Source organism: Streptomyces sp. NPDC092045 (genome assembly GCF_044756005.1).
Taxonomy (GTDB): Bacteria; Actinomycetota; Actinomycetes; order Streptomycetales; family Streptomycetaceae; genus Streptomyces.
The window spans coordinates 175322-201527 of record NZ_JBIVSC010000001.1; the positions used below are offsets into that span (position 1 = coordinate 175322).

At 74.0% G+C, this 26206-nt stretch carries 24 protein-coding genes and 3 pseudogenes; 16 read left to right on the forward strand and 11 right to left on the reverse strand.

All coding sequences use genetic code 11. The features are described 5' to 3' along the window. Positions 1–32: 32 nt before the first annotated feature. From ACIQKA_RS00800 to ACIQKA_RS00825, 6 genes and pseudogenes are all read left to right on the forward strand, one after another. Positions 33–410 (forward strand): annotated as a pseudogene (locus ACIQKA_RS00800) (DUF3017 domain-containing protein); the annotation flags it as partial. 130 nt (positions 411–540) lie between these two features. Then, a complete protein-coding gene (locus tag ACIQKA_RS00805) occupies positions 541–915 on the forward strand; it encodes a hypothetical protein (RefSeq protein WP_402539572.1) in 375 nt (124 codons plus the stop codon). A 152-nt stretch (positions 916–1067) separates the two neighbouring features. After that, a complete protein-coding gene (locus ACIQKA_RS00810) occupies positions 1068–2057 on the forward strand; it encodes a malate dehydrogenase (RefSeq protein ID WP_383151218.1) in 990 nt (329 codons plus the stop codon). 319 nt (positions 2058–2376) lie between these two features. Further along, positions 2377–4173, forward strand: coding sequence for a hypothetical protein (locus tag ACIQKA_RS00815; RefSeq protein WP_383151217.1), 1797 nt, complete (start codon positions 2377–2379; stop codon positions 4171–4173). Then, positions 4166–4546: a hypothetical protein gene (locus ACIQKA_RS00820; RefSeq protein WP_383429412.1), complete on the forward strand. Its 381-nt coding sequence runs from the start codon at positions 4166–4168 to the stop codon at positions 4544–4546. Before ACIQKA_RS00815 ends, ACIQKA_RS00820 begins: the two co-directional genes overlap by 8 nt. Position 4547: 1 nt before the next feature. Continuing rightward, on the forward strand, positions 4548–5495 hold the full coding sequence (locus tag ACIQKA_RS00825; protein WP_391093444.1) for a serine/arginine repetitive matrix protein 2: 948 nt from the start codon (positions 4548–4550) through the stop codon (positions 5493–5495). A gap of 14 nt (positions 5496–5509) precedes the next feature. Here ACIQKA_RS00825 and ACIQKA_RS00830 read toward each other — a convergent pair whose 3' ends face one another. Further along, on the reverse strand, positions 5510–6178 hold the full coding sequence (locus tag ACIQKA_RS00830; RefSeq protein WP_383429416.1) for a CatA-like O-acetyltransferase: 669 nt from the start codon (positions 6176–6178) through the stop codon (positions 5510–5512). Between the two features lie 288 nt (positions 6179–6466). On the opposite strand from ACIQKA_RS00830, the pseudogene ACIQKA_RS00835 reads away from it, so the two are divergent. Then, a pseudogene (locus ACIQKA_RS00835) lies at positions 6467–7059 on the forward strand (PLP-dependent aminotransferase family protein); the annotation flags it as partial. Between the two features lie 66 nt (positions 7060–7125). Here ACIQKA_RS00835 and ACIQKA_RS00840 read toward each other — a convergent pair. Together ACIQKA_RS00840 and ACIQKA_RS00845 are read right to left on the reverse strand one after the other, a co-directional pair. After that, positions 7126–7833, reverse strand: coding sequence for a hypothetical protein (locus ACIQKA_RS00840; RefSeq protein ID WP_402539573.1), 708 nt, complete (start codon positions 7831–7833; stop codon positions 7126–7128). 27 nt (positions 7834–7860) lie between these two features. Continuing rightward, a complete protein-coding gene (locus ACIQKA_RS00845; protein ID WP_402539574.1) occupies positions 7861–8703 on the reverse strand; it encodes a hypothetical protein in 843 nt (280 codons plus the stop codon). Positions 8704–8833: 130 nt separating this feature from the next. On the opposite strand from ACIQKA_RS00845, the gene ACIQKA_RS00850 reads away from it, so the two are divergent. Beyond that, positions 8834–9136, forward strand: a complete 303-nt coding sequence (locus ACIQKA_RS00850; protein WP_402539575.1) for a hypothetical protein — start codon at positions 8834–8836, stop codon at positions 9134–9136. Between the two features lie 11 nt (positions 9137–9147). Next, positions 9148–10332, forward strand: a complete 1185-nt coding sequence (locus ACIQKA_RS00855; protein WP_383151209.1) for a glutathionylspermidine synthase family protein — start codon at positions 9148–9150, stop codon at positions 10330–10332. An 18-nt stretch (positions 10333–10350) separates the two neighbouring features. Here ACIQKA_RS00855 and ACIQKA_RS00860 read toward each other — a convergent pair whose 3' ends face one another. Beyond that, positions 10351–11046 carry a polysaccharide deacetylase family protein gene (locus tag ACIQKA_RS00860; protein ID WP_402539576.1) on the reverse strand — a complete coding sequence of 232 codons (696 nt, stop codon included), beginning with the start codon at positions 11044–11046 and terminating at the stop codon, positions 10351–10353. A 208-nt stretch (positions 11047–11254) separates the two neighbouring features. Further along, positions 11255–12460 (reverse strand): ornithine--oxo-acid transaminase, encoded by a 1206-nt coding sequence (gene rocD, locus ACIQKA_RS00865; protein ID WP_383151207.1) that lies wholly within the window; start codon positions 12458–12460, stop codon positions 11255–11257. Between the two features lie 288 nt (positions 12461–12748). Between rocD and glyA the strand changes: the two genes are divergently transcribed. From glyA to ACIQKA_RS00880, 3 genes are all read left to right on the forward strand, one after another. Beyond that, a complete protein-coding gene (gene glyA, locus ACIQKA_RS00870; protein ID WP_402540236.1) occupies positions 12749–14062 on the forward strand; it encodes a serine hydroxymethyltransferase in 1314 nt (437 codons plus the stop codon). A gap of 433 nt (positions 14063–14495) precedes the next feature. Continuing rightward, positions 14496–15509, forward strand: a complete 1014-nt coding sequence (gene trpS, locus ACIQKA_RS00875; protein WP_383151206.1) for a tryptophan--tRNA ligase — start codon at positions 14496–14498, stop codon at positions 15507–15509. A gap of 128 nt (positions 15510–15637) precedes the next feature. After that, on the forward strand, positions 15638–16234 hold the full coding sequence (locus tag ACIQKA_RS00880) for a 2'-5' RNA ligase family protein (RefSeq protein WP_383151205.1): 597 nt from the start codon (positions 15638–15640) through the stop codon (positions 16232–16234). A gap of 16 nt (positions 16235–16250) precedes the next feature. On the opposite strand, the gene ACIQKA_RS00885 is transcribed toward ACIQKA_RS00880, so the two are convergent. Both ACIQKA_RS00885 and ACIQKA_RS00890 read right to left on the reverse strand, forming a co-directional pair. After that, positions 16251–17006, reverse strand: a complete 756-nt coding sequence (locus ACIQKA_RS00885) for an SDR family NAD(P)-dependent oxidoreductase (RefSeq protein ID WP_383151204.1) — start codon at positions 17004–17006, stop codon at positions 16251–16253. Between the two features lie 42 nt (positions 17007–17048). Beyond that, positions 17049–18422, reverse strand: a complete 1374-nt coding sequence (locus ACIQKA_RS00890; RefSeq protein WP_391093435.1) for an FAD-binding protein — start codon at positions 18420–18422, stop codon at positions 17049–17051. 227 nt (positions 18423–18649) lie between these two features. Here ACIQKA_RS00890 and ACIQKA_RS00895 point away from each other — a divergent pair, with 227 nt between their 5' ends. Further along, entirely contained in the window at positions 18650–19735 is a 1086-nt protein-coding gene (locus ACIQKA_RS00895; RefSeq protein WP_391093530.1) for a YhjD/YihY/BrkB family envelope integrity protein, read from the forward strand. Positions 19736–20075: 340 nt separating this feature from the next. Here ACIQKA_RS00895 and ACIQKA_RS00900 read toward each other — a convergent pair. Next, positions 20076–21119: pseudogene (locus tag ACIQKA_RS00900) on the reverse strand (D-alanyl-D-alanine carboxypeptidase); the annotation flags it as partial. Here ACIQKA_RS00900 and ACIQKA_RS00905 point away from each other — a divergent pair. The 3 genes from ACIQKA_RS00905 (at position 21058) to ACIQKA_RS00915 (ending at position 24388) form a co-directional block, all read left to right on the forward strand. Then, on the forward strand, positions 21058–21303 hold the full coding sequence (locus ACIQKA_RS00905) for an SCO4848 family membrane protein (RefSeq protein WP_109185214.1): 246 nt from the start codon (positions 21058–21060) through the stop codon (positions 21301–21303). The pseudogene ACIQKA_RS00900 and the gene ACIQKA_RS00905 overlap by 62 nt on opposite strands. A 21-nt stretch (positions 21304–21324) precedes the next feature. Next, positions 21325–22641, forward strand: coding sequence for a metallophosphoesterase (locus ACIQKA_RS00910; protein ID WP_383441674.1), 1317 nt, complete (start codon positions 21325–21327; stop codon positions 22639–22641). Positions 22642–22834: 193 nt separating this feature from the next. Beyond that, the gene (locus ACIQKA_RS00915) at positions 22835–24388 is read left to right on the forward strand and encodes an ABC transporter substrate-binding protein (protein ID WP_383151200.1); all 1554 of its coding nucleotides are present in this window, start codon (positions 22835–22837) and stop codon (positions 24386–24388) included. Positions 24389–24448: 60 nt separating this feature from the next. Here ACIQKA_RS00915 and ACIQKA_RS00920 read toward each other — a convergent pair whose 3' ends face one another. The 3 genes from ACIQKA_RS00920 to ACIQKA_RS00930 all read right to left on the reverse strand — a co-directional run bounded on the left by ACIQKA_RS00920 (position 24449) and on the right by ACIQKA_RS00930 (position 26195). Next, positions 24449–25186, reverse strand: coding sequence for a TetR family transcriptional regulator (locus ACIQKA_RS00920; RefSeq protein ID WP_383151199.1), 738 nt, complete (start codon positions 25184–25186; stop codon positions 24449–24451). 10 nt (positions 25187–25196) lie between these two features. Beyond that, positions 25197–25622, reverse strand: coding sequence for a thiol-disulfide oxidoreductase DCC family protein (locus tag ACIQKA_RS00925; protein ID WP_383151260.1), 426 nt, complete (start codon positions 25620–25622; stop codon positions 25197–25199). A 138-nt stretch (positions 25623–25760) separates the two neighbouring features. Then, positions 25761–26195: a hypothetical protein gene (locus ACIQKA_RS00930; RefSeq protein WP_383151198.1), complete on the reverse strand. Its 435-nt coding sequence runs from the start codon at positions 26193–26195 to the stop codon at positions 25761–25763. Positions 26196–26206 lie beyond the last annotated feature (11 nt).

Below are 26206 nucleotides of genomic sequence, written 5' to 3' on the forward strand. Positions count from 1 at the left end.
GGATGCGACGCGGACCGCGCAGGCGCCCGCCCACCGTCACCACCGACACCGCGCGCCCCGAGGGCGGCGGACGGGCCGCGCCCGGCGCCGCCCCGGCGCCCGCGCGCCAGTGGCCGCTGCTCACGGTCCTCTGCGTCGCCGGGGCCGGACTGCTCGTGGTGGGCGCGGACGCGTTCCCGCAGTCCTTCCGGGTGGGGACGATCCTGGTCGGGACCGCGCTCCTGCTCGGGGCCGTGATGCGGCGGACGGTGCCGTCCGTGGGCATGCTGGCGGTCCGGTCCCGCTTCACCGACATGATCACGTACGGGGTGATGGGCGCCCTGATCGTGCTGCTCGCGCTCATGGTGCAGCCCGGTCCCTGGCTGCGGATCCCGTTCCTGGAGGACGTGCTCCACCTGACGGTGACGTAGGGCCCGGTCCCGCCCGTCGACGAGTGCGGCGCCCGCCCTCTCCCCCGTGGGAGGGCGGGCGCCGTCGTGATCAAGGGTCATGTACGTGCCAACGCCGGTTCAAGGCCCGTCGGCGCGCTGTGGCACGGAAGTGACCATTCCGCTACCTCTTCCCCTTCGCGGGGACGCGCCGCCCCCGGAACCGCCGTCCTTCGACGGGGCGGACGGGAGCGGGGGCGCGGGGCCGCGCACGCCCGGCTGGAAGGCGCTTCCGGGCGAACTCGGCCCGGAGGACCGCGCGTTCGCCGAGCGGATCCGCCGGCCGATCGACCGCGGCGGCCTCGGCGTGACGGCCGTCGCCGAGCGCGCCACCGCCCCCGGGGACGCCGACGCGGCGGCGACGGAGACCGACGCGCACGCCCCGGTGCCCGCCGTCGCCCCGCGCGCGCCCGCGGCACCCTCGTGGACGGCGCCGGGGCCCGTGCGACGGGCCGGCGGGAGGGTCCGCGCGGACGGGTGGCAGTGAGCCGGACCACAAGGGGGTGGGGATTCAGGAGGGCCCGGGTCGGATAGCCTGACCGCTGGATATCTCTTCACGTCGAGACACCGATCGATCAAGAGGGGTATCCCGCACCAGGGGCAGGGACCCCCACCGCCAGCTGTCTTACGGAGATCGCCATGACCCGCACTCCCGTGAATGTCACCGTGACCGGCGCGGCCGGCCAGATCGGCTACGCGCTGCTCTTCCGCATCGCCTCCGGCCACCTGCTCGGCGCGGACGTGCCGGTCAAGCTGCGCCTCCTCGAGATCCCGCAGGGCGTCAAGGCCGCCGAGGGCACCGCCATGGAGCTCGACGACTGTGCCTTCCCGCTGCTCAAGGGCATCGACATCTTCGACGACCCGAGCCAGGGCTTCGAGGGCGCCAACGTCGCGCTGCTCGTCGGCGCCCGCCCCCGCACCAAGGGCATGGAGCGCGGCGACCTGCTCGCGGCCAACGGCGGCATCTTCAAGCCGCAGGGCAAGGCCATCAACGACCACGCCGCGGACGACATCAAGGTCCTCGTCGTCGGCAACCCGGCCAACACCAACGCCCTGATCGCCCAGGCCGCCGCCCCGGACGTCCCGGCCGAGCGCTTCACCGCGATGACCCGCCTGGACCACAACCGCGCGCTGTCGCAGCTCGCGGCCAAGACCGGCGCCTCGGTCGAGGACATCAAGCGCCTCACCATCTGGGGCAACCACTCCGCGACCCAGTACCCGGACGTCTTCCACGCGGAGATCGCCGGCAAGAACGCCGCCGAGGTCGTCGACGACCAGGCGTGGCTGGCCGACACCTTCATCCCGACCGTCGCCAAGCGCGGCGCCGCGATCATCGAGGCCCGTGGCGCGTCCTCCGCCGCCTCCGCCGCGAACGCCGCCATCGACCACGTCCACACCTGGGTCAACGGCACCGCCGAGGGCGACTGGACCTCCATGGGCATCCCGTCGGACGGCTCCTACGGCGTCCCCGAGGGCCTCATCTCCTCCTTCCCCGTCACCACCAAGGACGGGAAGTACGAGATCGTCCAGGGCCTGGAGATCAACGACTTCTCCCGCGCCCGCATCGACGCCTCCGTGCAGGAGCTCGCCGAGGAGCGCGACGCGGTCCGCGAGCTCGGCCTCATCTGAGCCCGTACCTCGCGCACTTCCGGCGCCCCCGGCCCGTACGACCGACCGTACGGACCGGGGGCGCCGTCCTTTCGCGCCGCCCCCGCGCGCACCACCTCTCCGCACGCCCCCCGGACCACCGCTCCGCGCGCCCGCGCACCACCTCTCCGTACGCCCCCCGGACCGCATCTCCGCGCGCCCCGCGAACAGCCCCCTCCACGCGTCCTCCGCACCGCCCCCGCACCGCCTCCTCCGCACCGTTTTTCCCCCGACAGGACGTCCCCGCCTCCCCTATGCTGTGCCACCGGCTCCCGGTCGACTCCACGGGAGCGGAGGACAGTTGAACACCATCGGGGGAGCCTTGGCGCAGTCGTTCGTACCCCAGCAGCCCGGACAGCCACCCGGCGTCCCGCCGTCCGGCACACCGCCCCACGGCACCGCCCCGCCGTCCGGCACCCATCCGGCCACCAGCGAGGCGACCCGGCTGCTCTGCGCCGGCGCGTACCTCGACGACGGCTTCCGCGACGCGGTCATCGACCAGCTCTACGTCCACGAGGAGCGCTTCGCCGCCCCCTCGCTCGGCTACGACGCGAGCCGCGTGCTCGCCCACGCGCTGCGCGCCCGCCGCGTCGAACTCGGCTGGGCCGCGGGCGTCCTGGCCCTCTGGATCATCGCGTTCCCGCTCACCAAGGGACTCGTGGTCCTCCTCGTCGTGCCCTTCCTGCTGCTCGGGATCGCCCGCTGGGTCCGCGGCCGGGCCGCCACCGCCGCCACCCCGGTCTACCGGCTCGTGCCCGCCTTCTTCCTGCGCTGGTACGGGCGGTTCATGCTCCTCCAGGGCGCGCTGTTCCTCCTCTTCCTCGCCGTCGGCGACGAGGAGGAGCGCTGGGAGATCCTCGGCGACCTCTCCGAGGCGGGCGAGTTCCTCGGCGCCCTGTCGCAGCTGGCCGCCGAGGAGGTGTGGGGCGTCGGCAGGCTGGAGGCGTGGATCACCGTCGCCGTGCCGCTGCTCGTCGCCTGGGCGGTGGCCGTCCAGCGCGGCCAGTTCGCCCGCGCGCTCACCCAGGAGCTCTCCAAGGAGCGCTTCCCCGACCAGCGCGCCGACCCGGCCGAGCAGGCCGAGGGCGCCCGCTCGCGCCGGCTGCGCGAGCGCATCCGGATCGAGCAGCACGCGCGGCTGGTCATGTACGGCGCCGACGACCCGTTCTGCGGCGCCGGCGAACCGTACGAGCCCTGGTCGCTCTCCATCGAGCTGCGCCCCCGGAAGGACCTCGACGGCAAGGCGCCCGAACCGCTCGACAACAGCGCCATCATGCGGCACGTCGTCCCGCTCGTGGAGGCGCTGCGCGTGCCCTCCCCGCACGGCTCGCCGCAGATCCGGGAGGCCGTGCGGGACCGGCTGCGCGAACTGGAGATCGACGAGGTCGTCTTCCTGCCCGTCGACGGCCTCCCGGCCCGCACCGCCGCCCCCTACACCCCCGAGGGGTTCGAGGCGCACCGCTCGGGCTCCATCGAGGAGGGCGGCGAGACCCGCCGCCACTTCCTCCGCATCCGGGTCGGCGGCTGGGGCGAGGAGATCGTCACCACCGTCTTCGTCCGCGTCCACACGCAGGGCGGCATGCTGATGCTGGAGGTCGCCCCGCACGTCCTGCGGCCGGTGAAGCCGCTCTACCGGTACGCCGACCGGATCGCCCACCGCTACCGGCACAACCACCACTTCGGCAAGGCCGTGTGGGCCCTCGGCCAGACCCCGCGCTCCGCCGGCCAGGCCGTCGTCACCCTCTGGCGCTCGCTCGGCCACGCCTGGCGGCTGCTCACCGCGGGCCACGCCCACGCCCTGCCCGAGGGCCCCGAGGTCTCGGTCCGCGAGCTCGGCTCCGACGACGACGCCTCCCTGTTCCAGGAGATGGACGTCAGCCGCTACCTGAAGAGCGTCCAGGACCGGGTCGCGAACGGCGTGACGGTCGCGCTCCGCGAAGCCGGCTACGAGACCGCCGAGTTCGAGCAGAAGATCGTCCACGTCGCCGAGGGCGGCACCTTCATCGAGAACACCAAGGGCAACGTCACCCTCGGCAACAACAACACCGTCACCAACAAGACCTTCACCACCTCGACGCCCGGAGGCAACCGTGGCTGACACCGACAACACCCCGCGCCGCGACGGCATCCAGGTCTCCAACACCGGCGGCAACGTCACCATCGGCGACCAGAACACCGTCACCAACACCGTGACCGGGAACCAGCCGTCCCGCGACCCCCTCCAGGAGGAGCTGCTCCGGGCGATCCGCCGTCTGCGCACCGACCTGGGAGGCGTCGTCGCCTCCGAGCGGACGACCGCCCTGGACGCCGAACTCTCCGACGCCGAGGACGAGATCGAGGGCACCGGCCGCGCGGACACCGGCCGCCTCATCCGCCTGCGCCGCGCCCTCGCGGACGCCGGCGCCGTGACCGGCATCCTCGCCTCGGGCGTGGCCGTGGGGCAGGCCGTCGGCGCCCTCCTCGGAGGATGAGATGAGCGGGTACGGGGGCGGCGGAGCCCGCTGGAACGACGAGACGCAGAGCTGGGAGACGGGCGCCCCGGCCGCCGGGCCCGCCCCCGGCCCCGTCGGCGGGAGCGGCCCGCTCCTCCCGCCGCCTCCACCGCCGTCCGCGCCGTTTGTGCCGCCCGCGCCGCCCGCGCCCTTCGCGCCCGAGCACGGACCGGGGCACGCGCCGGAGCACGGGCCCCGCTACGTACCGGAGACGGGCGACTGGCAGTACGCGCCGCCCCCGCCCCCGAACCGCTCCTCCGGGCGGACGGCGGTCGCGGCCGGGGTGGCCGTGGCCGTCCTGGCGGCGGGCTCCGTCGGCGGCTGGCTGCTCTGGGGCGGGGACGGGCAGGAGGACCCGGCGGCGGGCGCGCCGGGTTCGGTGTCGGCCCCGGCGACGGTCCCGGAGGAGGAGGCGCCGGAGACGACGGCGACGCCCTCCGGGACGCCGAGCTCCTCCGGCACCCCCGCGGACGGCACGCCCCCGCCCGGCTACCGGACGGTGAAGGACCTCAAGAGCTTCACGCTCGCGATCCCCGAGGACTGGCACCGCACCGAGAACGACCAGGGCGTCTTCTACAACGCGCCGGACGGCCGGAGCCTCCTCCAGGTCTTCGTGGTCACCGAGTCGGGCCTGACGCCGTACGAGGCCCTGCGCGGCACCTCGCAGGACGGGAGGGCCACCAAGCCCGGGTACGAGGAGATCAGCCTCGAACGGGTCACCGGCGAACCGGACGCCCCGGCCGACGCCGTCGAGCTGGTGTACGCGTACGACCGCGACGGGGGCCGCCGCAAGGTGGTCGACCGGGCGTTCACGGCGGCGGACGGCAACCACTACGCGATCCTGGCGGCGGGCCCGGAGGCGGACTGGCCGAAGCAGCGCGAAGTGCTGCGGGTGGCCCTGGAGTTCTTCGAGCCCGGCCCGTACTGACCCCGGCCCGGCGCTCAGGGCACCGGCCCCTCCTCGACCCAGGAAGGCTCGGCGAGGAGGGCCCGGAGCTCCTCGACGAGCCGCGCCGAGTGGAACCCGTCCGCGGCGGCGTGGTGCGCCTGGAGGGCGAGGGGCAGCAGGACCCGGCCCTCCCGCTCGACGTACCGGCCGAGCGTGAAGATCGGCGCGAGGTGGTCCCAGCCGCCGCCGATGTTCAGGTCGAACCCGGTGAAGGACGTCCACGGCAGGCTCGACACGTCGAACGCGTTGGGCGGCGGCGGCCCCTGCGGGAAGAAGTCGGTGGCGCGGGCGTGCTCCGCGAGCAGGGGCGCGGCCGCGTCGTGGAACGCGCCGAAGTCGGGGTCGTGGGGCACCCACACGCACGCGAACGTCTCGCGCTCCGGGTTGAGGACCGTGAAGGCCGGGTGCACGACGGGCCAGACGGCCGGCCCGCCCGACGCGGTGAGGCACATCCTGAACTCGTCGTGGCGGTTGACGACCGAGGAGAGCGCCCAGACCTGCGCGAGGTAGGTCTTGCGCGGGGACCGGCGCAGCGCGGCGGCGAACGCGGTGACGTCGAGCTCCACCGTCATCGAATACGTGCACGGGACGGCCCGGCGGTAGTGCTCGAAGTGCTGCCGGCGCGGCCATGTTTCCAGGTCGATCGGGAGGGGAGCGTCCATCGGACCATCATCCCCACCGCCGGGATCGGATCAAGTCGTTATCGGGCGAAGGGACGGGGTCCCTGCCCGCGGCGAACGAGGCGAACGACCGGCAGGACCCGCACGACCGGCACGAGACGCGGGTCCCGCAGGCCCGGCGGGACCCGCACGGGGCGAAGGACTCGCAGGCCCGGCGGGACCGGCACGGGGCGAAGGACCCGCAGGACCCGTACGAGGCGAAGGACCCGGGCAGGGCGGACGACCGGCCCGTCCTCGGGTCCGACCTCCACCTGGAGCTCCGGGGGACGCGACTGGGCGCGGTCCTCGGGCGGCCTCGTCCTGGAGGACGACTACGACGGCGAGTTCCGCTACGACGGGAAGTCCGTGGGGGCCGTCCAGGGCCTCGACCCCGAGCGGGTCGTCCACCTCGGCACCGCGAGCAGGTCCCTCGCGCCCGGCCTGCGCCCGGCGTGGATGGTCCTGCCGGAGGACCTGGTGGACGGGGTGGTGGGGAAGGGGGCCGCGCACGGGGCGCCGAGCGCGCCGGACCGGCTCGCGTTCGCGGAGTTCCCGGGCCCGGGGGCGTACGACCGGCACGTACGGGCGGTGCGGCTGCGCTGCCGGCGCCGCCGCGACCAGCTCGTGGCGGCGGTGGCCGCGCACGCGCCGGTCACCCGGGTCGGCGGCCTCGCGGCCGGCCTGCACGCCGTCCTGCCCCTCCCGCCCGGCACCGCGGAGGCGACCCCGCGCACCGCCGCCCGCCACGGCCTGGCCGTCGAGGGCCTCTCCCCTACCGCCGCCCCACCGCACCCCCGCCCCCGGCAGGCCTCGTCGTCGGCTACGCCACCCCGTCGGACAGTGCGTGGCCGGGAGCGCTGGAGGCCTTGTGCCGGGTGCTGCCGGCCCGAGGACCGGTGCGGGGGCCGCCCGGCGGGGGTCTGGCAGGTCCCGCCGTGCACCGCACCGGGTCAGTGCACCCGGTACCCGCACTCCGCCGGCAGCAGGAGCGCACCCGGCGGCAGTGCGGCCGGGGGGTGGGCGAGCAGGCGCAGGAAGGCTTCGGGGGAGTCGCCCTCGGGCGGGTGGTCGAGGGTCAGGCCGTTCAGCGGGGTGACGGTCCCGCCCAGGTGCATCCGCGCCGCGTGCACGCCGTCGGGGAAGCGGCCGGTCAGGAGGCCGAAGGCCGCCGTGCCGCCGCCGTCGGCGACGCACTCGCGGATCTCGAAGCGCCAGTGCGTGGCCGCGTCGGCCAGCAGCGTCCTGCCCGCCCCGCCCAGGCCGGTGAGGAGGTCGGCGTGGGCCCGCAGGTGGTGGGCGAGGGCGCAGCAGAGGGGGACCTCGGTGCCGTCGGGCTCCGCCACCCGCTCGTAGCCGGGGTGCGGATGGAACGACAGGGCCTCGTCGAGCAGTACGAGCGCGGTGTCCCTCGCCGCCGGGTGGCCCCGCCGGGCGATGTCCAGGAGCAGGGGAGCGGCGATCGCGGCCGCCGGGAACACCGAGCCGCCGTGGTCGTGGACGATCCCGCCACAGCCGAGCAGCGACCCGGCCTCCGCCGCCCGCACCAGGCTCGACGCCCCGGAGAGGACCCGCAGGCCGCGGCCGACGCGCTCCGGCTCGTACCACCCGGGAGGGCCCGGCACCGCGCCCCAGTCCACCGCTTCGATCCGTTCCGGCACGGCCGGATCATCGCACGCGGCCGCTCCCTATCCGGGCCGGTGCGAGCGCCCGGCCTCCGCCCCCGGGTCCGGCGCCTCGCCGAAGCGGGCCAGGGTCAGGGCGCCCGCCACCGCCACCGCGAAGCCGGTGACCGCGAGCCGGCCGAGGCCGGCGCGGGTCGTGTCGCCGAGCCAGGCCACGCCGACCAGCGCCGGGCCGATCGTCTCGCCGAGCACCATGCCCGCCGTCGCCGTCGTCACCGAGCCCCGCCGGAGCGCCGAGGTCAGGAGCAGGAACGCCGCCCCGCCGCCCGTCAGGAGCGCGTACAGGGCCGGGTCCGCCGGGTCGATCCCGTCGATCAGGCGGACCGCCACCTCCACCACCCCGAAGCCGAACCCCGATCCCAGGCCGAGGACGAGCGCGCGCGGGCGGTCCGGCAGCCGGCCGGCCGCCGCGCCGAGCAGCAGGAGCCCGGCCACGACGGCCAGGAGCGCCCAGTCCAGGGCCTCCGGGCCCGCCCGGTGGCCCTCCTTCCCCGAGGCGAGGGCCAGCATCGCGAGCCCCGCGCAGACCACGGCCACGGCCGTCCGCTCCACCCGGCTCAGCCGCACCCGGAGCACCCGCGAGGCGACGACCGCCGTCACCGCCAGGCTCGCCGCGAGGGCCGCGCCCACCACGTAGATGGGCAGCGTCCGCAGGGCCACGACCTGGAGGACGAACCCCAGCCCGTCGAGGCAGAGACCGGCGAGATATCGCCACTGCCGCACCGCCCGCCACAGCAGCGCCACATCGACCCCGCTGCCCGAGCCCGGCTCCGCGGCGCGGGCCGCCACCGCCTGGAGGACGGAGGCCGTGCCGTAGCAGATGGCTGAAGCAAACGCACAAATCATCCCGAGAAGCACGAAACGACTCTAGGTCCTGTGGGCGGAAAGCACCGGACTGGACTGGCGGTCGCGGCATGTGTGACCGTGAGCGGCGCGGCCGTGAGGATCGCGACCGCGAAGGGGGAGGGTGACAGACATGCGGAGGCTGAGGTCGAGCACGGTGGTGCTCGGCGGGATGGGCCTGCTGGCGATGACGATCACGGCCTGTGGTTCCGAACCGGACAAGCGGTGCGTGGACCGGCTGACCCGGGAGCAGCTGCCCCGCTACGAGTGCGACGGCGGCGGGAGCGGTGGCAGCAGCAGTGGCACCAGCACCACGCCCCGCGGCTCCTACTACTACGGCGGCTCCGTCAGCGACCGGAAGGTCAGCGGCGGCAGCTTCGACAGGACCGCCGTCGACAGCGGCGGCTTCGGCTGCTCCCGCACCGGCGGCGGCTGAGGCGGCCGGGCATGGAACGCCACACCATCGAACCCCGCCCGGACTGGCAGCGGACGGTCGAGGCGCAGGGGGTCGTCTACCCCCTGACCCGCTACCCGGACGGTTCGCTGCGCCCGTACTGGGACGAGAGCGCGTACTACTCCTTCTCCCTGCCCGAGGTCGAGGCGCTGGAGGAGGTCGTCGAGGAGCTGCACGAGATGTCCCTCGCGGCGGCCGCACACATCGTCGAGAAGGAACGTTTCGCGGAGCTCGGCGTCACCGACCCCCGGCTGGCCGGACTCATCGCCGAGTCCTGGCGGCGGCGCGACGAACTCCCCTCGGTCTACGGCCGGTTCGACCTCTGCTACGACGGCACCGGGCCGGCCAGGATGCTGGAGTACAACGCCGACACCCCGACCTCCCTCGTGGAGGCCGCGAGCGCCCAGTGGTTCTGGATGGAGGAGCGGTTCCCGGGCGCCGACCAGTGGAACTCCCTCCACGAGCGGCTCGTCGACGCCTGGAGGCGGCAGGCCCACCTGCTGCCGCCCGGCCCCGTGCACTTCGTCCACTCGGAGGGCGACGAGCTCGGCGAGGACCTGATGACGGTCGCGTACCTGCGCGAGACCGCCCAGCAGGCCGGTCTGGAGACCGAGGCGCTCTCCGTCGAGCAGATCGGCTGGGACCGGCTCTCGGGCCGCTTCGTCGACGACCGGCTCCGCTTCCTCCGCAGCTGCTTCAAGCTCTACCCGTGGGAGTGGCTGACCACCGACCGCTTCGGCCCGCACGTCCTGGACACCCTCGACAACGGCGGCGGCACCGGCACCACCTGCTGGATCGAGCCCGCCTGGAAGATGCTGCTCTCCAACAAGGCGCTGCTCGCGATCCTGTGGGAGCTGTACCCGGGCCACCCCAACCTGCTGCCCGCCCACCTCGACGGGCCGCGCGAACTCGCCACCACCACCGGCTGGGCCGCCAAACCGCTGCTCGGCCGCGAGGGCGAGGGCGTCACCCTGCACGAGGCCGGTACGGAGCCCTTCGTGCGGACCGGGGAACCCTGCTGCTACCAGGGCCTCGCCCCGCTGCCCGACTTCGACGGCAACCGGGTGGTCCTCGGCGCGTGGGTCGTCGAGGGCGAGGCGGCGGGCCTCGGCATCCGGGAGTCGGCGGGGCCCGTCACCGACGAGTACGCCCGCTTCCTCCCGCACGTGATCCTCTGACGGCGGTCCCGGAACGGCCTATTCGGGGACGTAGTCCCGGAGCGGCGCGGGCCTCAGGCCCGCCGCCGCGGCCAGGTCCAGGGCCCGCTCCAGATCCTGCTCCAGGGTCTCGTTGAAGTGCAGCAGGACGATGTCGCCGGCCTTGAGCTCCGGGGTCGGCGGGGTCCACTGGCCCCAGGTGGTCAGGTCGTGCGTCCAGGTCACCACGGCCTTCGCCCCGCAGGCGCGGGCGGCGGTCAGGGTGGTCGCGTCGTACGTGCCGTACGGCGGGCGCAGCAGCCGCGGCCCGTCGCCGAACCGGGCGAGGTGCTGGTCCCGGGCCCCGCAGAACTCCGCCTTCTGCCCGGCGGCGTCCAGCGTCGTCAGGTCCGGGTGGTTGACGGTGTGGTTCTCGACGCGGGAGGGACCGTGGTCGAGCAGGGTGCGGAAGTACTCGGCGTCGTACGAGTACGCGCCGGGCAGCAGGAAGAGCGAGGCGGGCACCCGCCGTTCGAGCAGCAGCTTCGCGGCGGCGGGGTCGTGGAACCAGCCGTCGTCGATGGTGATGAAGACGACCGGGTCGGTGGTCTCGACGTGCGAGACCACCGGGACGGGCGTGGGCCAGGCCGCCTCGGGGACGGCGGCCGCGGGACCCGCGACCGCGCCGACGAGCGCGAGCGGGACGAGGGTGGCGAGCGCGGCACGCACGGCGTGACGCGAGCGGGGTCTCGGCATGGCCGCATCATTGGCCTAGACCAACTGTCGTGTCAATGGTCCGTGTTGACCCGGACGGGCCCGTCGCCCGTTCGCGACGGCCCTGCCGCCCTCGTCCGTACCGGCGCCGCCGCCTCCGTCCGTACCGCGCCCGTCGCCCCGCCGGTCCCGGCCCCGTCGTCCCGCCCGTACCGGAAGCGGCCCGCCCGGCCTCCGAGACCCGGCCCCCTCAGTCCGCCAGCACCCCCCGCAACTGCTCCAGGCCCCAGTCCAGGTCCTCCTTCGAGATGACCAGCGGCGGGGCGATGCGGATCGTCGAGCCGTGGGTGTCCTTCACCAGGACGCCCCGGTCGAGCAGCCGCTCCGAGACCTCCCGGCCCGTGCCCTTCGACGGGGCGATGTCCACGCCCGCCCACAACCCGCGCCCTCGCACCGCCTCCACCGCGCCGCCGCCCACCAGGAGCCCCAGCTCCGCGTGGAGGTGGTCGCCCAGCTCCGCCGCCCGCTCCTGGTACTCGCCCGTCCGCAGCATCGCGACCACCTCCAGGGCCACCGCGCAGGCCAGCGGGTTCCCGCCGAAGGTCGACCCGTGCTCGCCCGGCCGGAAGACCCCGAGCACGTCCCGGTCGGCCACCACCGCCGACACCGGCACCACCCCGCCGCCCAGCGCCTTCCCCAGCAGGTACACGTCCGGCACCACGCCCTCGTGGTCGCACGCGAACGTCCTCCCCGTGCGCCCGAGCCCCGACTGGATCTCGTCCGCCACGAACAGCACGTTCCGCCGCCGGGTCAGCTCCCGCACCCCCGGCAGATAGCCGGCCGGCGGCACCAGGACCCCCGCCTCGCCCTGGATCGGCTCCAGGAGCACCGCCACCGTGTTCTCCGTGACCGCCGCCTCCAGGGCCGTCAGGTCCCCGTACGGGACGATCTCGAACCCCGGCGTGTACGGCCCGAAGTGGTCCCGCGCCTCGTGGTCCGTGGAGAAGCTCACGACCGTCGTCGTCCGGCCGTGGAAGTTGTTCGCCGCCACCACGATCTTCGCGTGCCCGTCCGGCACGCCCTTCACCTCGTACCCCCACTTCCGGGCCGTCTTGACGGCCGTCTCCACCGCCTCCGCCCCCGTGTTCATCGGCAGCACCGCCTCCTTTCCGCACAGCTCCGCGAGCCGCGCGCAGAAGTCGGCGAACCGGTCGTGGTGGAAGGCCCGCGAGGTCAGCGTCACCCGCTCCAGCTGGGCCTTCGCCGCGTCGATCAGACGCCGGTTGCCGTGCCCGAAGTTGAGCGCCGAGTACCCTGCGAGCAGATCGAGGTACCGGCGCCCCTCGACGTCGGTCATCCAGGCGCCGTCCGCCGAGGCGACGACGACCGGGAGGGGGTGGTAGTTGTGGGCGCTGTGCGCCTCCGCGGAAGCGATCGCGTCTTCTGTCCTCGACACGGGATCTCCGTTCGTCCTGCGGCCCGGGGTGGATGTGCCCCCTTTTCCTATCGTCGCTCGCATACCGGACGGGGAAACCTCCGACACGGCCGGACCGCTACCCTGACGGCACGCACGGCGACTGGCGCGCGGGGAAGCGACCCCGGGGGAGCCGTGCGCGGCAGACCACACGAGGCGCCGCCCGCCTGGGCGTCCCGGGACCGAAGTCCCGCGTGGCGCCGCGCCTCACGCAGTGCCCCGGGACCCCGCCCACGCCCGGAGGACACCACCGTGACCACCACCGAAGCCGTGACCACCGCCACCGAAGCCGCCGCCACCGAAGCCGCCGCCGAAGCGGCACCCGGCACCCGGCACCCCGCCCTCGCCGCCGCCGACCCCGAACTCGCCGCCCTCGTCGGCGCCGAGGAGCGGCTCCAGGCCGACACCCTGCGCCTCATCCCCAGCGAGAACTACGTCTCCGCCGCCGTCCTCGAAGCCTCCGGCACCGTCCTCCAGAACAAGTACAGCGAGGGCTACCCCGGCCGCCGCTACTACGAGGGCCAGCAGAACGTCGACCGGGTCGAGGCCCTCGCCGTCGAGCGCGCCAAGGCACTCTTCGGCGTCGACCACGCCAACGTCCAGCCCTACTCCGGCTCCCCGGCCAACCTCGCCGTCTACCTCGCCTTCGCCGAGCCCGGCGACACCGTCATGGGCATGGCCCTGCCCATGGGCGGCCACCTCACCCACGGCTGGGGCGTCTCCGCCACCGGATCGTGGTTCCGGGGCGTCCAGTACGGCGTGCGCGCGGACACCGGCCGCGTCGACCTCGACGAGGTCCGCGACCTGGCCCTGAAGGAGCGCCCGAAGGTGATCTTCTGCGGCGGCACCGCCCTGCCCCGCACCATCGACTTCGCCGCCTTCGGCGAGATCGCCCGCGAGGCCGGCGCCGTCCTCGTCGCCGACGTCGCCCACATCGCGGGCCTGATCGCGGGCGGCGCCCACCCCTCCCCGGCCGGCCACGTGGACGTGATCTCCACGACCACCCACAAGACCCTGCGCGGCCCGCGCGGCGCCATGCTCATGGCCCGCGAGGAACACGCCAGGGCCCTCGACCGGGCCGTCTTCCCCGGCCTCCAGGGCGGCCCGCACAACCAGACCACCGCCGCCATCGCCGTCGCCCTCCACGAGGCCGCCCAGCCCTCCTTCCGCACCTACGCCCACGCCGTCGTCGCCAACGCGAAGGCCCTCGCCGAGGCCCTCCTCGCCCGCGGCCTCGACCTGGTCTCCGGCGGCACCGACAACCACCTGATCCTGATGGACCTCACCTCCCGGCAGGTCCCCGGCAAGATCGCCGCCAAGGCCCTCGACCGGGCCGGGATCGTCGTCAACCACAACACCGTCCCCTTCGACCCCCGCAAGCCCTTCGACCCCTCCGGCATCCGCATCGGCACCCCCGCCCTCACCTCCCGCGGCCTCGGCACCGCGCACATGGCGGCGGTCGCGGAGTGGATCGACCGGGGCGTCACGGCCTCCGGCCGGGGCGACGAGGACGCCCTCGCCGCGATCCGCGCCGAGGTCGCCGACCTGATGGCCGCGTTCCCGGCTCCGGGCCTGCCGGTCTGACGGCCGCGTTCCCGGCTCCGGGCCCGGCGGTCTGACGGCGGTGTTCCCGGCTCCGGGCCTGCCGACCTGACGGCCGCGTCCCCCGCCCCGGGCCCGGCGGTCTGACGGCCGCGTTCCCCGCCTCGGGCCTGCCGGTCCGGCGGCCGTCTTCCCCGCCCGGTCCGACGGCCGCCTCCCCCGCCCGCCCGACGACCGCGTCCCCGCCCCGGGCCCGCCCGGCCGATCCGGCGACCGCCGGCGCGGGGGCGCGGACCGTCGCGCGCACTGTGTTCCTGGTCTCATCCGCCACGGGCCACGGCCGCCGCGACCGGAGCCGCGCCCCCGCGCGCGTACCCCCGGAACACCGGCCGGACGGCCCCCGGGACACCGGCCGGGCGGCGCCCGTCGCACCGGTCGGGCGGGGACCCGTCCCGCACCTGAGAGAATGATGTGCATGGCCTTTGACAGTCCCCGTGTGCTCTCCGGAATCCAGCCCACCGCCGGCTCGTTCCACCTCGGCAACTACCTCGGCGCCGTCCGCCAGTGGGTCGCCCTCCAGGAGACGCACGACGCCTTCTACATGGTCGTGGACCTGCACGCGATCACGGTCCCGCAGGACCCGGCCGAGCTGCGCGCCAACACCCGGCTCGCCGCCGCCCAGCTCCTCGCCGCCGGCCTCGACCCGGAGCGCTGCACCCTCTTCGTCCAGAGCCACGTCCCCGAGCACGCCCAGCTCGGCTGGGTCATGAACTGCCTCACCGGCTTCGGCGAGGCCTCCCGCATGACCCAGTTCAAGGACAAGTCCGCCAAGCAGGGCGCCGACCGCGCCACCGTCGGCCTCTTCACGTACCCGATCCTCCAGGTCGCGGACATCCTGCTCTACCAGGCGAACGAGGTCCCGGTCGGCGAGGACCAGCGCCAGCACATCGAGCTGACCCGCGACCTCGCGGAGCGGTTCAACGGGCGCTTCGGCGAGACCTTCACGATCCCCTCGCCGCACATCCTGAAGGAGACGGGGAAGATCTACGACCTCCAGGACCCGTCGATCAAGATGAGCAAGTCGGCCTCCACGCCGAAGGGCCTCATCAACCTCCTGGACGACCCCAAGGTCACCGCGAAGAAGGTCAAGAGCGCCGTCACCGACACCGACACGGTGATCCGCTTCGACCCGGAGGACAAGCCCGGCGTCTCCAACCTCCTCGGCATCCTCTCCACCCTCACCGGGAAGAGCGTCCCCGACCTGGAGAGGGACTACGAGGGCAAGATGTACGGCGCGCTCAAGACGGACCTCGCCGAGGTCATGGTGGACTTCGTCACGCCGTTCCGGACCCGCACCCAGGAATACCTGGACGACCCGGAGACGCTGGACTCCGTCCTGGCCAAGGGCGCGGAGAAGGCCCGCGCGGTCGCCGCCGAGACCCTGGCGCAGACGTACGAGCGGATGGGCCTCCTGCCCGCCAAGCACTGAGTCCTGGGACCCTGGCCACGAGGGTGGTGCAGGCCGCACACTGGCGGCTGCACCACCCGCACGCCCACCCGCACGCGCGACGGCACCGACACGCACCGACACGCACCGAGACGACGGAGGAGAACGACGTGGGGACCGTAACGCTCGGCGTTTCGATCGCGGTCCCGGAGCCCTACGGCAGCCTGCTCCAGGAGCGGCGCGCCGGCTTCGGGGACCGGGCCGCGCACGGCATCCCCACCCACGTCACCCTCGTCCCGCCGACCGAGGTGCCCCGGGAGCGGCTGCCGGAGATCGAGGCGCACCTCGCGCGCGTGGCCGCCGGCCACCAGCCCTTCCCCGTGCGCCTGAAGGGCACCGGCACCTTCCGGCCGCTCTCCCCGGTGGTCTACGTCATGCTCGCCGAGGGCGTCATCCCCTGCGACCGGCTCCAGCAGCGGATCAGGGACGAGGCGGGCCCGCTCGTGCGCGAGCTCCAGTTCCCGTACCACCCGCACGTCACCGTGGCGCACGGCATCTCCGAGGAGGGGATGGACCGGGCCTACGAGGAGCTCGCCGACTACGAGGCGGCCTGGACCTGCCGCTCCTTCGCGCTGTACGAGCAGGGCGCGGACCAGGTGTGGCGCAAGCTGTACGACTACGAGTTCGGCAGCGGCCGGCCGACCCCCGCCGTCCCGGCCCAGGGCGGCAGCCCGGTCGACACGCCGACGACGACGCCGAGCCCCTGAGGGACCGCCGCGGGGCTCACACCGGCAGCCGCCGGTACAGCGGCCTCGGCACGTGTCGCACCGCCGCCGTCACCATCCGCAGCGCCCCCGGCACCCACACCGTCTCCGAGCGGCGCAGCAGCCCCCGCTCGATCGCGCCCGCGACCGCCTCCGGGGTGGTCGCGAACGGCTCCTCCGGCCGCCCCTCCGTCGCCCGCGACCGCACGAAGCCGGGCCGCACCACCATCACGTGCACCCCCGTCCCGTACAGCGCGTCCCCGAGTCCCTGGGCGAAGACGTCGAGCCCCGCCTTCGACGAGCCGTAGATGAAGTCCGCCCGGCGGGCCCGCTCGGCCGCCACCGAGGAGAGCACCACGAGCGAGCCGTGCCCCTGCGCCTGGAGCGCGCCCGCGCACACCAGGCCCGCCGAGACCGCGCCGGTGTAGTTGGTCCCGGCGACCCGGGCGGCGGCGACCGGATCGGACTCGTCGCGCGCCTGGTCGCCCGGCACCCCGAAGGCCAGCAGCACCACGTCGACGTCGCCCTCCGCGAAGACCGGGCCGAGCCGCTCCTCGTGCGACCCGGGATCGAGCGCGTCGAACGGGACCGTCCGCACCTCGGCGCCCAGCGCCCGCAGCGACGCGGCGGAGGCGTCGAGGGCGGGGGAGGGGCGCCCGGCCAGGCGGACCGCGCGGGTGCGCCGGGCGATCATCCGGCGGGCGGTGGCGAGCCCGATCGCCGAGGTGCCGCCGAGGACGAGCAGGGACTGCGGTGCGCCGAAGGCGTCCTTCACGATCAGCTCCTAGAGGGGTCCTGGAGGGGGCCTGCGGGGGTCCTACAGGCCGAGGCGGCGGGAGAGGTCCGAGACGAGGACGGACCGGGGGTCGAGCGCGGCCCGCAGCGCCCGGAACTCGCCGAGCCGCGGGTACATCGCGGCCAGCACCTCCGGCCGCATCCGCGAGTCCCCGGCCAGGTGCACCCGCCCGCCCGCCTCCGCGACCTCCTCGTCGAGCGCGTCGAGGAAGGCGCCGAGCCCGGGGATCCCGGTCGGCAGGTCGAGGGCCAGGCACCAGCCGGGCAGGGCGAAGGAGAGCGGCCCCGGACCGCCCGGACCGAACCTCTGGAGGACGCCGGGCAGCACGGGCCAGCGCCGCCCCGCGATCCGCCGCACGATCCCCCGGAGCACCTCCTCCCGCCCGTGCGGGAGGACGAACCGGTACGGGACGGAACCCCCGGGCCCGTACAGCCGGTTCCAGTGCGGGACGGCGTCGAGGGGGTGGAAGAAGCCGGACAGCGGCCGGAGCCGGCCGGTCTCCGCGCGGGGCGACGCCCGGTACCGGAGTTCGCCCAGGAGCCCTGCGGAGGCGCGGCCGAGCAGCCCGCCGGGCACGCGCGGCGGGGCGGGCAGCCGGACGGGCCGGAAGGCGAGCGGCGCGCGGCGGGCCGGATGGCGGCGGGGCAGCGCGTCGTACGGGGCGGGGTCGCCGCGCGTGAGGACGGCCCGGCCGGTGGCGGCGCCCCGCGCGCGCAGGTCGATCCGGGCGGTGGCGTGGTGGTACGGGCGGTCGCCCCCGTCGAGCAGGGCGAGGAGCTCGTCGAGGTCGCGGGCCCGCCCGGTGTCCACGCGCATCAGGGAGGTCTCGACGGCCGGCAGCCGCAGGACGGCGGAGAGGACCACGCCGGTCAGGCCCAGGCCGCCGGTGGTGGCGTCGAAGAGCGGGGTGCCGGGCCGCACCGTCCTGGTCTCCCCGTCGGGGGTGAGGAGTTCGAGCGAGACCACATGCCGGCCGAAGGAGCCGACGGCGTGCTGGTTCCCGCCGTGGACGTCGCCCGCGACAGCGCCGCCGACCGTCACGTACCGGGTGGCGGGCACGACCGGGACGAACCGGCCGAGCGGCAGCAGGACCTCCATCAGCCGGTGCAGGCTGACGCCCGCCTCGCAGTCGACGAGCCCCGCGCGCGCGTCGACGGCGCGGATCCGGTCGAGGCCGGTCATGTCGAGGACGGTGCCGCCGGCGTTCCGGGCGGCGTCGCCGGGGGAGCGCCCCAGACCGCGGGCGACGGCGCCCCGGGCGCCGGGAGCACGGAGGGCGGCGGCGGCCTCGGCGGGACCGCGGGGCCGGTACACGCGCGCGAGGGTGGGGGCGGTGCGGCCCCAGCCGGTCAGGGCTTCGCAGTCGTCGTCCGGGACGCGGGTCTCGACAGCCATGGAGCCGACCGTATAGGCGAATGTGCCGTGTATGTCGGCATTGCCCCCTGTCGCTTGGCGGTTCGTCGAAAGGGGTGATGATCGGACGGAGTGAGGGTAGGAAGAGAATCCCGGCATCCGGCCCCGCTCCACCCGCGCATGTCGATCGCGCACGGGAGGGCCCGGTGGGGGGATTCTCGTACTCCGGCCACCCGCGCAGCGCACGCATCGAGGGGTACACGCACGACATGGACTGGCTGACCAAGCTCCCCGTCATCGGCCCCTGGGTCACCCGACTCATGCGCACCCACGCCTGGCGCGCCTACGAGACCCTCGACCGGGCCCACTGGACCCGGCTCGCCGCGGCGATCACCTTCCTCTCCTTCCTCGCCCTCTTCCCGCTCATCACCGTCGCCGCCGCGGTCGGCGCCGCGCTCCTCAGCGACGAGCAGCTCGACCGGATCGAGGACAAGATCGGGGAGCAGGTCCCCGGCATCTCCGACCAGCTCGACATCGGCGGACTCGTCGACAACGCCGGCACCGTCGGGATCGTCGCCGGTGCCCTGCTCCTCTTCACCGGCATCAGCTGGATCGGCTCCATGCGGGAGTGCCTGCGCGCGGTGTGGGGCCTCGACGACATCGAGGGCAACCCGGTCCTGCTCAAGGGCAAGGACGCGCTGATCCTCGTCGGCCTCGGCGGCGTCGCCCTCGGCTCGCTCGCCGCCTCCTGGCTCGGCTCCACCGCCGTCGGCTGGAGCGCCGAACAGGTCGGCGTCTCCGAGGGCGGGGCGGGCGGCGTCCTGCTCCAGACCGCCGCCGTCCTCGTCGGCGTCGTCGCCGACTTCCTGATCCTGCTGTACGTCCTGTCCCTGCTGCCGGGCGTCGAGCCGCCCCGCCGGGACCTGGTGGTGGCCTCGCTGATGGGCGCGGTCGGCTTCGAACTCCTCAAGCTGCTGCTCGGCGGCTACATGAAGGGGGTCGCGGCGAAGTCGATGTACGGGGCGTTCGGCGTCCCCGTCGCCCTGCTCCTCTGGATCAACCTCACCGCGAAGCTGCTGCTGTTCTGCGCGGCGTGGACGGCGGCGGCCTCGTCCCGGAAGGAGAAGGCGGCGGGCCCGGAGGGGGTTACTTCCCCGCCTCCGTCTTCTTCTCCGTCCCCGTCCCCGTCCCCTTCCCGGGACCGGACTCCTGCTCCTTCTCCTGCTCCTTCTCCCGACCCGAGTCCTGATCCCGGCCCCGGCCCCGCTCCTGATCCCGGCCCCGCTCCTGGCCCCGGTCCTGCTCCCGGCCGCCGCGACGCGCCGCCGACACGGCCGTCGGCCAGCGGCGGTTGACGAGGAACACGGCGCCCGCGAGGAGGGCGAGGACCCCGCCGACCACGGCCAGCGCGGTCCCGACCCCGCCGGACCTGCCGGCCGCGATCGCCTGGACGGGGTGGACCGGGGCGTTCTTGCCGGGTGCGGGATCCGCCGCGCCGTCGGACCCGGGCGACTTCGTACGGGCCGAGAGCGGCGGCACCAGCTCGCCCACCGGTTCCACCTTGCCGAGCGCGGCGAAGCCCCAGTCGAACAGCCGGGCGGTCTCCCGGTAGACCGCGTGCTGCTCCTTGGAGGAGGGGTTCATCACGGTGACGAGCAGGACCCTGCCGTTCCGCTCCGCGACCCCCGTGAAGGTCGCGCCCGCGTGCGTGGTGTTGCCGTTCTTGACCCCGGCGACGCCCTGGTACGGGGGGATGCCGAAGTCGCCCGTGAGGAGCCGGTTGGTGTTCTGGATCTCGAAGGTCTCGCGCTTCTTCTCGCCGGGCTTCTGTATGCCGGGGAAGGCGGCGCGGGAGGTGGCGGCGTACTCGCGGAAGTCCGGCTTGGTCATGCCGCTGCGGGCGATGAGGGTGAGGTCGTACGCGGAGGAGACCTGGCCCGGGGCGTCGTAGCCGTCGGGGGAGACCACCTTGGTGTCGAGCGCCTGGAGCTCGACCGCCTGGTCGTTCATGTCCTTCACGGTCTGCTGGAGGCCGTGGTTCATGTTGGTCAGGACGTGTACGGCGTCGTTGCCGGAGCGCAGGAAGACGCCGAGCCACAGGTCGTGGACGCTGTAGGTCTGCTTCTCCTTGACGCCGACCAGGCTGGAGCCCTCGCCCATGCCCGCCAGGTCCTGGCTGGTGACCAGGTGGTTCTGCGTCTTGGGGAACTTCGGCAGCAGGGTGTCCGCGAAGAGCATCTTCAGGGTGGAGGCGGGGGCGAGCGGCCAGTGCGCGTTGTGCGCGGCGAGGACCTGCCCGTTCTCCGCGTCGGCGACGATCCAGGACCGGCCCGACAGCTCCTTCGGCAGCACGGGCGCCCCGGCCCCGAGCCGCACCTGCGTCCCTGGCCTGCCGAGCAGGGAGCCGCCGACCGTGGACATGACGGCGGGGGGCTTGGGCTGCGTGTCCTGGACGGCCTGTTCGACCTTCTCGTCCTTCCCGTCGGCGTGGGCCGCGGGCGCGGCGAGGACGAGCGGAAGGAACACGGCAGCGGCGACCGCCCGAGCGGTCTTCTTCGAAGCAGACACGGTCGTGAACGTACAGGTACGGAACAGGGATCCGAACCCCGGCAGGCCATTCGAACCCACCCGTCCACCCGGACGCGGCCGCCCGAGGGCCGACGGCGATACTGGGGCCATGAAGCTCAGCCGTCGCGTCTCCTGGTTCCTGCTCGCGTTCGGGGTGTGGAGCTGGTTCATCTGGATCACCTTCGTAAAGAACCTCTGGAACGACGGGAGCGGCCTCGCCTTCGACGACGCGGGCGACCCGACGGCCTACTTCTGGGTTCATCTGCTGCTTGCCGTCACGTCCTTTGTCCTGGGGACGGTGATCGGCGTCCTCGGGTTGCGCGGGGTGCGCGCCGCGCGCCGCACGGGCGCCTAGAAGAAGAAGGAGTTCCGGGGCGTGGTCGTCTTCCTGCTGGTCCTGGTCGTGGTCCTCGCGCTGCTCGGCGGTGTCCACTGGTACGTGTGGCGGCGGCTCGTCCGTGACGTGACGGTGCCCGGCGGGCTGCCGCGCCGGCTGGGCACGGCCGCCGTCGTGGTCCTGCCGCTGCTCTCGGTCGCGGCCCTGGTCTCCGCCCGGGCGGGCGTGCCCTTCCGGCTCCAGCAGGTGATCGCCTGGCCGGGGCAGATGTGGCTCGCCGTCCTGCTGTACCTGGTCCTGGCCCTGGTGGTGGGCGAGGCCGTCCGCCCGCTCCTGCACGCCCGGCTCGCCCGCCGCGCGCCCGCCGCCGCGGCCCCCGGGCCCGAACCCGTACCGGTGGCGGCCGCAGTGGCCGAGCCCGTCGCGGAGACCGCCCCGGCCCCCGCGCCCACCGCCCCGGCGGGACCGGCCACCCCCGTCGGCCCCGTCGCCCCGGCGGGACCGGACGACCCGACCGGCCCCGCCGACCCCTCCCGGCGGCTCTTCGTCTCCCGGGTCGTCGGCGGCACCGCCGCCGCCGTCGCGCTCGGGACCGTCGGGTACGGCACGTACGGCGTGCTGCGCGGGCCCCGCGTCAAGCGGGTCACCGTGCCGCTCGCCAAGATCCCGCGCGCCGCGCACGGCTACCGGATCGCCGTCGTGTCCGACATCCACCTGGGCCCGATCCTGGGCCGCGCCCACACCCAGCGCATCGTGGACACGATCAACTCCACCCAGCCCGACCTGATCGCGGTCGTCGGCGACCTCGTCGACGGCACCGTCGAGAACCTCGGCCCCGCCGCCGAGCCGCTCGCCCGGCTCCGCGCCCGTCACGGCTCCTTCTTCGTGACCGGCAACCACGAGTACTTCTCGGGCGCCGACGCCTGGGTCGACCACGTGCGCGAGCTCGGCCTGCGCCCGCTGCGCAACGAGCGCCTGGAGATCGCGGCCGGCTTCGACCTCGCGGGCGTCGACGACGTCGCGGGCGAGAGCGAGGGCCGGGGCCCCGACTTCGCACGCGCCCTCGGCGACCGCGACCGGGCCCGCGCCGCCGTCCTCCTCGCGCACCAGCCGATCGTCGTCCACGACGCCGTGCGCCACGGCGTGGACCTCCAGCTCTCCGGCCACACCCACGGCGGCCAGCTCTGGCCCGGCAGCCTCCTCGCCGAACTGGCCAACCCGACCGTCGCCGGGCTCGAACGGTACGGCGACACCCAGCTCTACGTCTCGCGGGGCGCGGGCGCCTGGGGACCCCCGGTCCGGGTCGGCGCTCCCTCCGACATCACCGTCGTCGAACTCGCCTCGAAACAGGCCTAAAGGGGACCCGTCACTCCCCGCACCGAGAGTGATACGTGCTGCTCATCGGCTTAAATTCTCATATCCCGGACATATACCTGTGCTGTGAAAGTTTTCCCTTCCACTTGTGAAAACCGTGTGATGGGATGACGCCATCGCGGTGGTTCCGGGGGGCGCCGCGCCTGGGGTGGCACCAAAAAAAGGAAGCACGGCAATGCGGTCGACGGTCCGTCTGCGGATCCTCATCACTTGTGGAGTACTGGTGGCGGCCGGAGCGGGGGGCTGGCAACTCCTGCCCTCCGACGGCGCCAGCACCGATCCGATCGCCGTCGGCACCACCGACGAGATCACCTCCCTCGACCCGGCCGGCGCCTACGACGCCGGATCCTGGGCGATCTACAGCAACGTCTACCAGTCGCTGCTGACGTTCAAGCCGGGCTTCACCGAGCCGGTCCCGGACGCCGCCGAGAGCTGCGCGTTCGTGGGCACCGGACTCACCACGTACCGGTGCACGCTCCGCGACGACCTCACCTTCTCCAACGGGCGCAAGGTGACCGCCGAGGACGTCGAGTACTCCTTCGAGCGGATGCTGGGGATGAAGACGGACGTCGGTCCGCAGCCGCTCTTCCCGACGCTGAAGAGCGTCGACTCCGAGGGCCGCACCGTCACGTTCCACCTCGGCGCCAAGGACGTCACGTTCCCGCTGAAGCTGGCCACCGGCGCCGGGTCGATCGTGGACCGCGACCGCTACCCGGAGAAGAAGCTGCGTCCCGACGCGGCGGTCGACGGCTCGGGGCCGTACGTCCTCAAGGAGTACAAGCCGGGAGAGTCCGCCCTCCTGGAGCCCAACCCGAACTACAAGGGCGCCATCACCAAGGCCGGCCGTCCGGTCCTCGTGAAGTACTACGCCAAGTCCGAGGAGCTGGCCGAGGCCTGGAAGGCCAAGAACGTCCAGGTGACGCACCGCCAGCTCCCGCCGGACTTCGTCTCCGCCCTGGAGACCTCGGACGGCACCCGCGTCACCGAGGCGGAGAGCGCCGAGATCCGCAACATCAACTTCAACGTCCGGCCCGGCACGCCCATGGCGGACAAGGCCGTGCGGCAGGCCGTCGCGGCGGTCCTCGACCGCCCGGCGATCACCACCGGCGCCTACAAGGGCACGGTCGAGCCGCTGTACTCCCTCATCCCGCAGGGCTTCGTCGGCCACAGCACCGCGTTCTACGACGTCTACCCGGAGCCGAGCGGGAAGAAGGCGGAGCAGATCCTGAAGGCCGCCGGGATCGAGACCCCGGTGAAGTTCACCTTCGGCTTCCGCAAGGACGACACCTACGCCGCCGAGACCAAGGAGATCAAGCGGCAGCTGGAGGAGACCGGCCTGTTCTCGGTCGAGACCGTCGAGGTCAAGTGGGAGGACTTCCAGAAGCAGTACGCGCAGGGCGCCTTCGACGCGTACACCGTCGGCTGGCTCCCCGACTTCCCCGACTCCGACAGCTTCACCGCGCCGCTCGTCGGCACCGGGAACACCCTGCACAACGGGTTCTCCAACAGGCGGATCGACTCCCTGATCGCCTCGACCCAGCAGCACAGCGACCGTTCCCGGACGACGGGCGACTTCAAGGCGATCCAGAGCGAGGTCGCCACCGACGTCCCGCTCGTGCCGCTGTGGCAGAAGAAGGACTACGTCCTCTCCACCGATGCGGTCGCGGGCTCCCAGTACCTGACGGACGGCACCGGCATCTGGCGCCTGTGGGAACTGAGCTGGATCTAGCGGTACGGCGGTGACGCGCCGTGGGGCCGCACTCGTCCCGAGTGCGGCCCCACGGCGTCCCTACCGCTTGGCGCCCGCCCGCTTCGGCCTGCCCGAGGCCGCCATCCCGGCCGCCGTCGGCATGAAGTCGGCGAGCAGTTCGTGGGTCTCCTTGACCAGCGGGCGCAGGATCCGGAAGCGGGAGAGGGAGATCGCGCGGGCGGTGACGGGGGCGAGCCGCTCCACGAGCCGCCGGCTGTTGGCGGCGCCCTCCGACCGGTCGTACACCCAGAAGAGCACCAGGCCCATCTGCTGGAGCCACAGGAGCTGCGGCAGCGCCTCGGCCAGTTCCGGGTCGACCTTCACCGAGGCCCCGGAGATGACCCGCCGCTGCACCTCGATCGCGGCCTCGCGCGGCCCCTCCGACTCGGGCGAGAACGGGCTGAGCGGGCTGTCCGGGTCGGCGGCGTTCTTGAAGAACTGGGCGGCGAACTCGTGGTACGGCTCCGCGATGTCCAGCCAGCCGAGGTAGACCCCCCGGATCCGGGCCGTCAGGTCCTTCTCGTCCCCGGCCAGGAGGGGCTCGACGGCCGCCTGGTGCTCCTCGGCGATCCGGTCGTAGAAGCCCTGGACCAGGTGCTCCTTGGAGGAGAAGTAGTAGTACGCGTTGCCGACGGAGACTCCGGCCTCCTGGGCGATGGCCCGCATCGTCGTCTTGTCGTAACCGCGCTCCTTGAACAGCCGGAGCGCGGTTTCGAGGATGAGCGTGCGGGTCTGCTCGCTCTTGGGGGCCTTCTTCTCTTCCTTCACGTCCTTCACGGGGCCGAGCCTAACGGGGCGGACCGGGCACTTCGCAGCGCCCGTCCCCGCAGCCGTCCGGACCCGGGCCGCCGGCGGGGACCCGGCCGGGTCCCTTGAGCGCCTCGCGCCACTTCGCGGCGGCCAGGACGGTCGCCCGGGCGAAGGGCTGCCCGGCGGGGGTGGCCAGCCAGTGGGCCCTGGGCCGGTGCTCGGCCAGTGCCCAGAGGCAGACGATCCAGGCGGCGGTCTCCCGGTAGACCTGGCCCCGGTCCCCGATCACCGTGATCTCCCGCAGGGTGGCGGCGTGATCGAGGGCCGGGAACCGGCGCCGGGCCTCCTGGGACCCGGCCGGCACCAGGTCGAGCGGGACGAGCTGCCGCTGCCGCAGCAGCCAGTGCCGCAGGTGCACGCAGAGCGGGCAGTCGGCGTCGTACAGCACGGTCAGGCGCTTCACGGGCGTCCGCGGCGCGTGGGCCGCCTGCGCGGGAGCCTGCACGGGAGCCGGTGCGTGCTCCGGTGCGGGAGCCGGTACGAAGGCCGGTGCGTGTTCCGGCGCGGGGGCGTCCTCTCCGGGTGCGGTCGGCACGGCGGTTCAGCCCTGCGGCGCGGGCGGGGCCCAGGGGCCGGCCTTGGGGGGCGTGGTCCAGCCCTGCGGGCCGACCGGCGGCACCTGCTCGCGCTCCATGACCCCGCGCCGGCGGATCTTGTTGAGCACGTACACGTTCCCGAGGTGCATCACGCCGAGGACGAGCAGGACGACCCCGAGCTTGACGGAGAGGGCCTCGAAGAGCGCCCGGGCGTCGAGGACGGCCTCGTCCTGGCCCAGGTAGAGGGCGACGAAGCCGAAGTTGACGAGGTAGAAGCCGACCACCAGGAGGTGGTTGACGGCCTCCGCGAGCTTCTCGTTCCCGTGCAGGACGTCTGCCAGGAAGATCCTTCCGTTGCGGCTGAGCGTGCGGGCGACCCAGACGGTCAGGGCCACGCTGATCAGCAGGTAGACGATGTACGCGACGACAGTGAGGTCCATGCCCCACCCTC

Coding starts and splice junctions, on each gene's coding strand:
- ACIQKA_RS00810 (WP_383151218.1), top strand. CDS start 1,068: ATGACCCGCACTCCCGTGAATGTCACCGTGACCGGCGCGGCCGGCCAG.
- ACIQKA_RS00825 (WP_391093444.1), top strand. CDS start 4,548: ATGAGCGGGTACGGGGGCGGCGGAGCCCGCTGGAACGACGAGACGCAG.
- ACIQKA_RS00830 (WP_383429416.1), bottom strand. CDS start 6,178: ATGGACGCTCCCCTCCCGATCGACCTGGAAACATGGCCGCGCCGGCAG.
- ACIQKA_RS00845 (WP_402539574.1), bottom strand. CDS start 8,703: ATGATTTGTGCGTTTGCTTCAGCCATCTGCTACGGCACGGCCTCCGTC.
- ACIQKA_RS00850 (WP_402539575.1), top strand. CDS start 8,834: ATGCGGAGGCTGAGGTCGAGCACGGTGGTGCTCGGCGGGATGGGCCTG.
- ACIQKA_RS00855 (WP_383151209.1), top strand. CDS start 9,148: ATGGAACGCCACACCATCGAACCCCGCCCGGACTGGCAGCGGACGGTC.
- ACIQKA_RS00860 (WP_402539576.1), bottom strand. CDS start 11,046: ATGCCGAGACCCCGCTCGCGTCACGCCGTGCGTGCCGCGCTCGCCACC.
- trpS (WP_383151206.1), top strand. CDS start 14,496: ATGGCCTTTGACAGTCCCCGTGTGCTCTCCGGAATCCAGCCCACCGCC.
- ACIQKA_RS00890 (WP_391093435.1), bottom strand. CDS start 18,422: ATGGCTGTCGAGACCCGCGTCCCGGACGACGACTGCGAAGCCCTGACC.
- ACIQKA_RS00895 (WP_391093530.1), top strand. CDS start 18,650: ATGGACTGGCTGACCAAGCTCCCCGTCATCGGCCCCTGGGTCACCCGA.
- ACIQKA_RS00905 (WP_109185214.1), top strand. CDS start 21,058: ATGAAGCTCAGCCGTCGCGTCTCCTGGTTCCTGCTCGCGTTCGGGGTG.
- ACIQKA_RS00915 (WP_383151200.1), top strand. CDS start 22,835: ATGCGGTCGACGGTCCGTCTGCGGATCCTCATCACTTGTGGAGTACTG.
- ACIQKA_RS00930 (WP_383151198.1), bottom strand. CDS start 26,195: ATGGACCTCACTGTCGTCGCGTACATCGTCTACCTGCTGATCAGCGTG.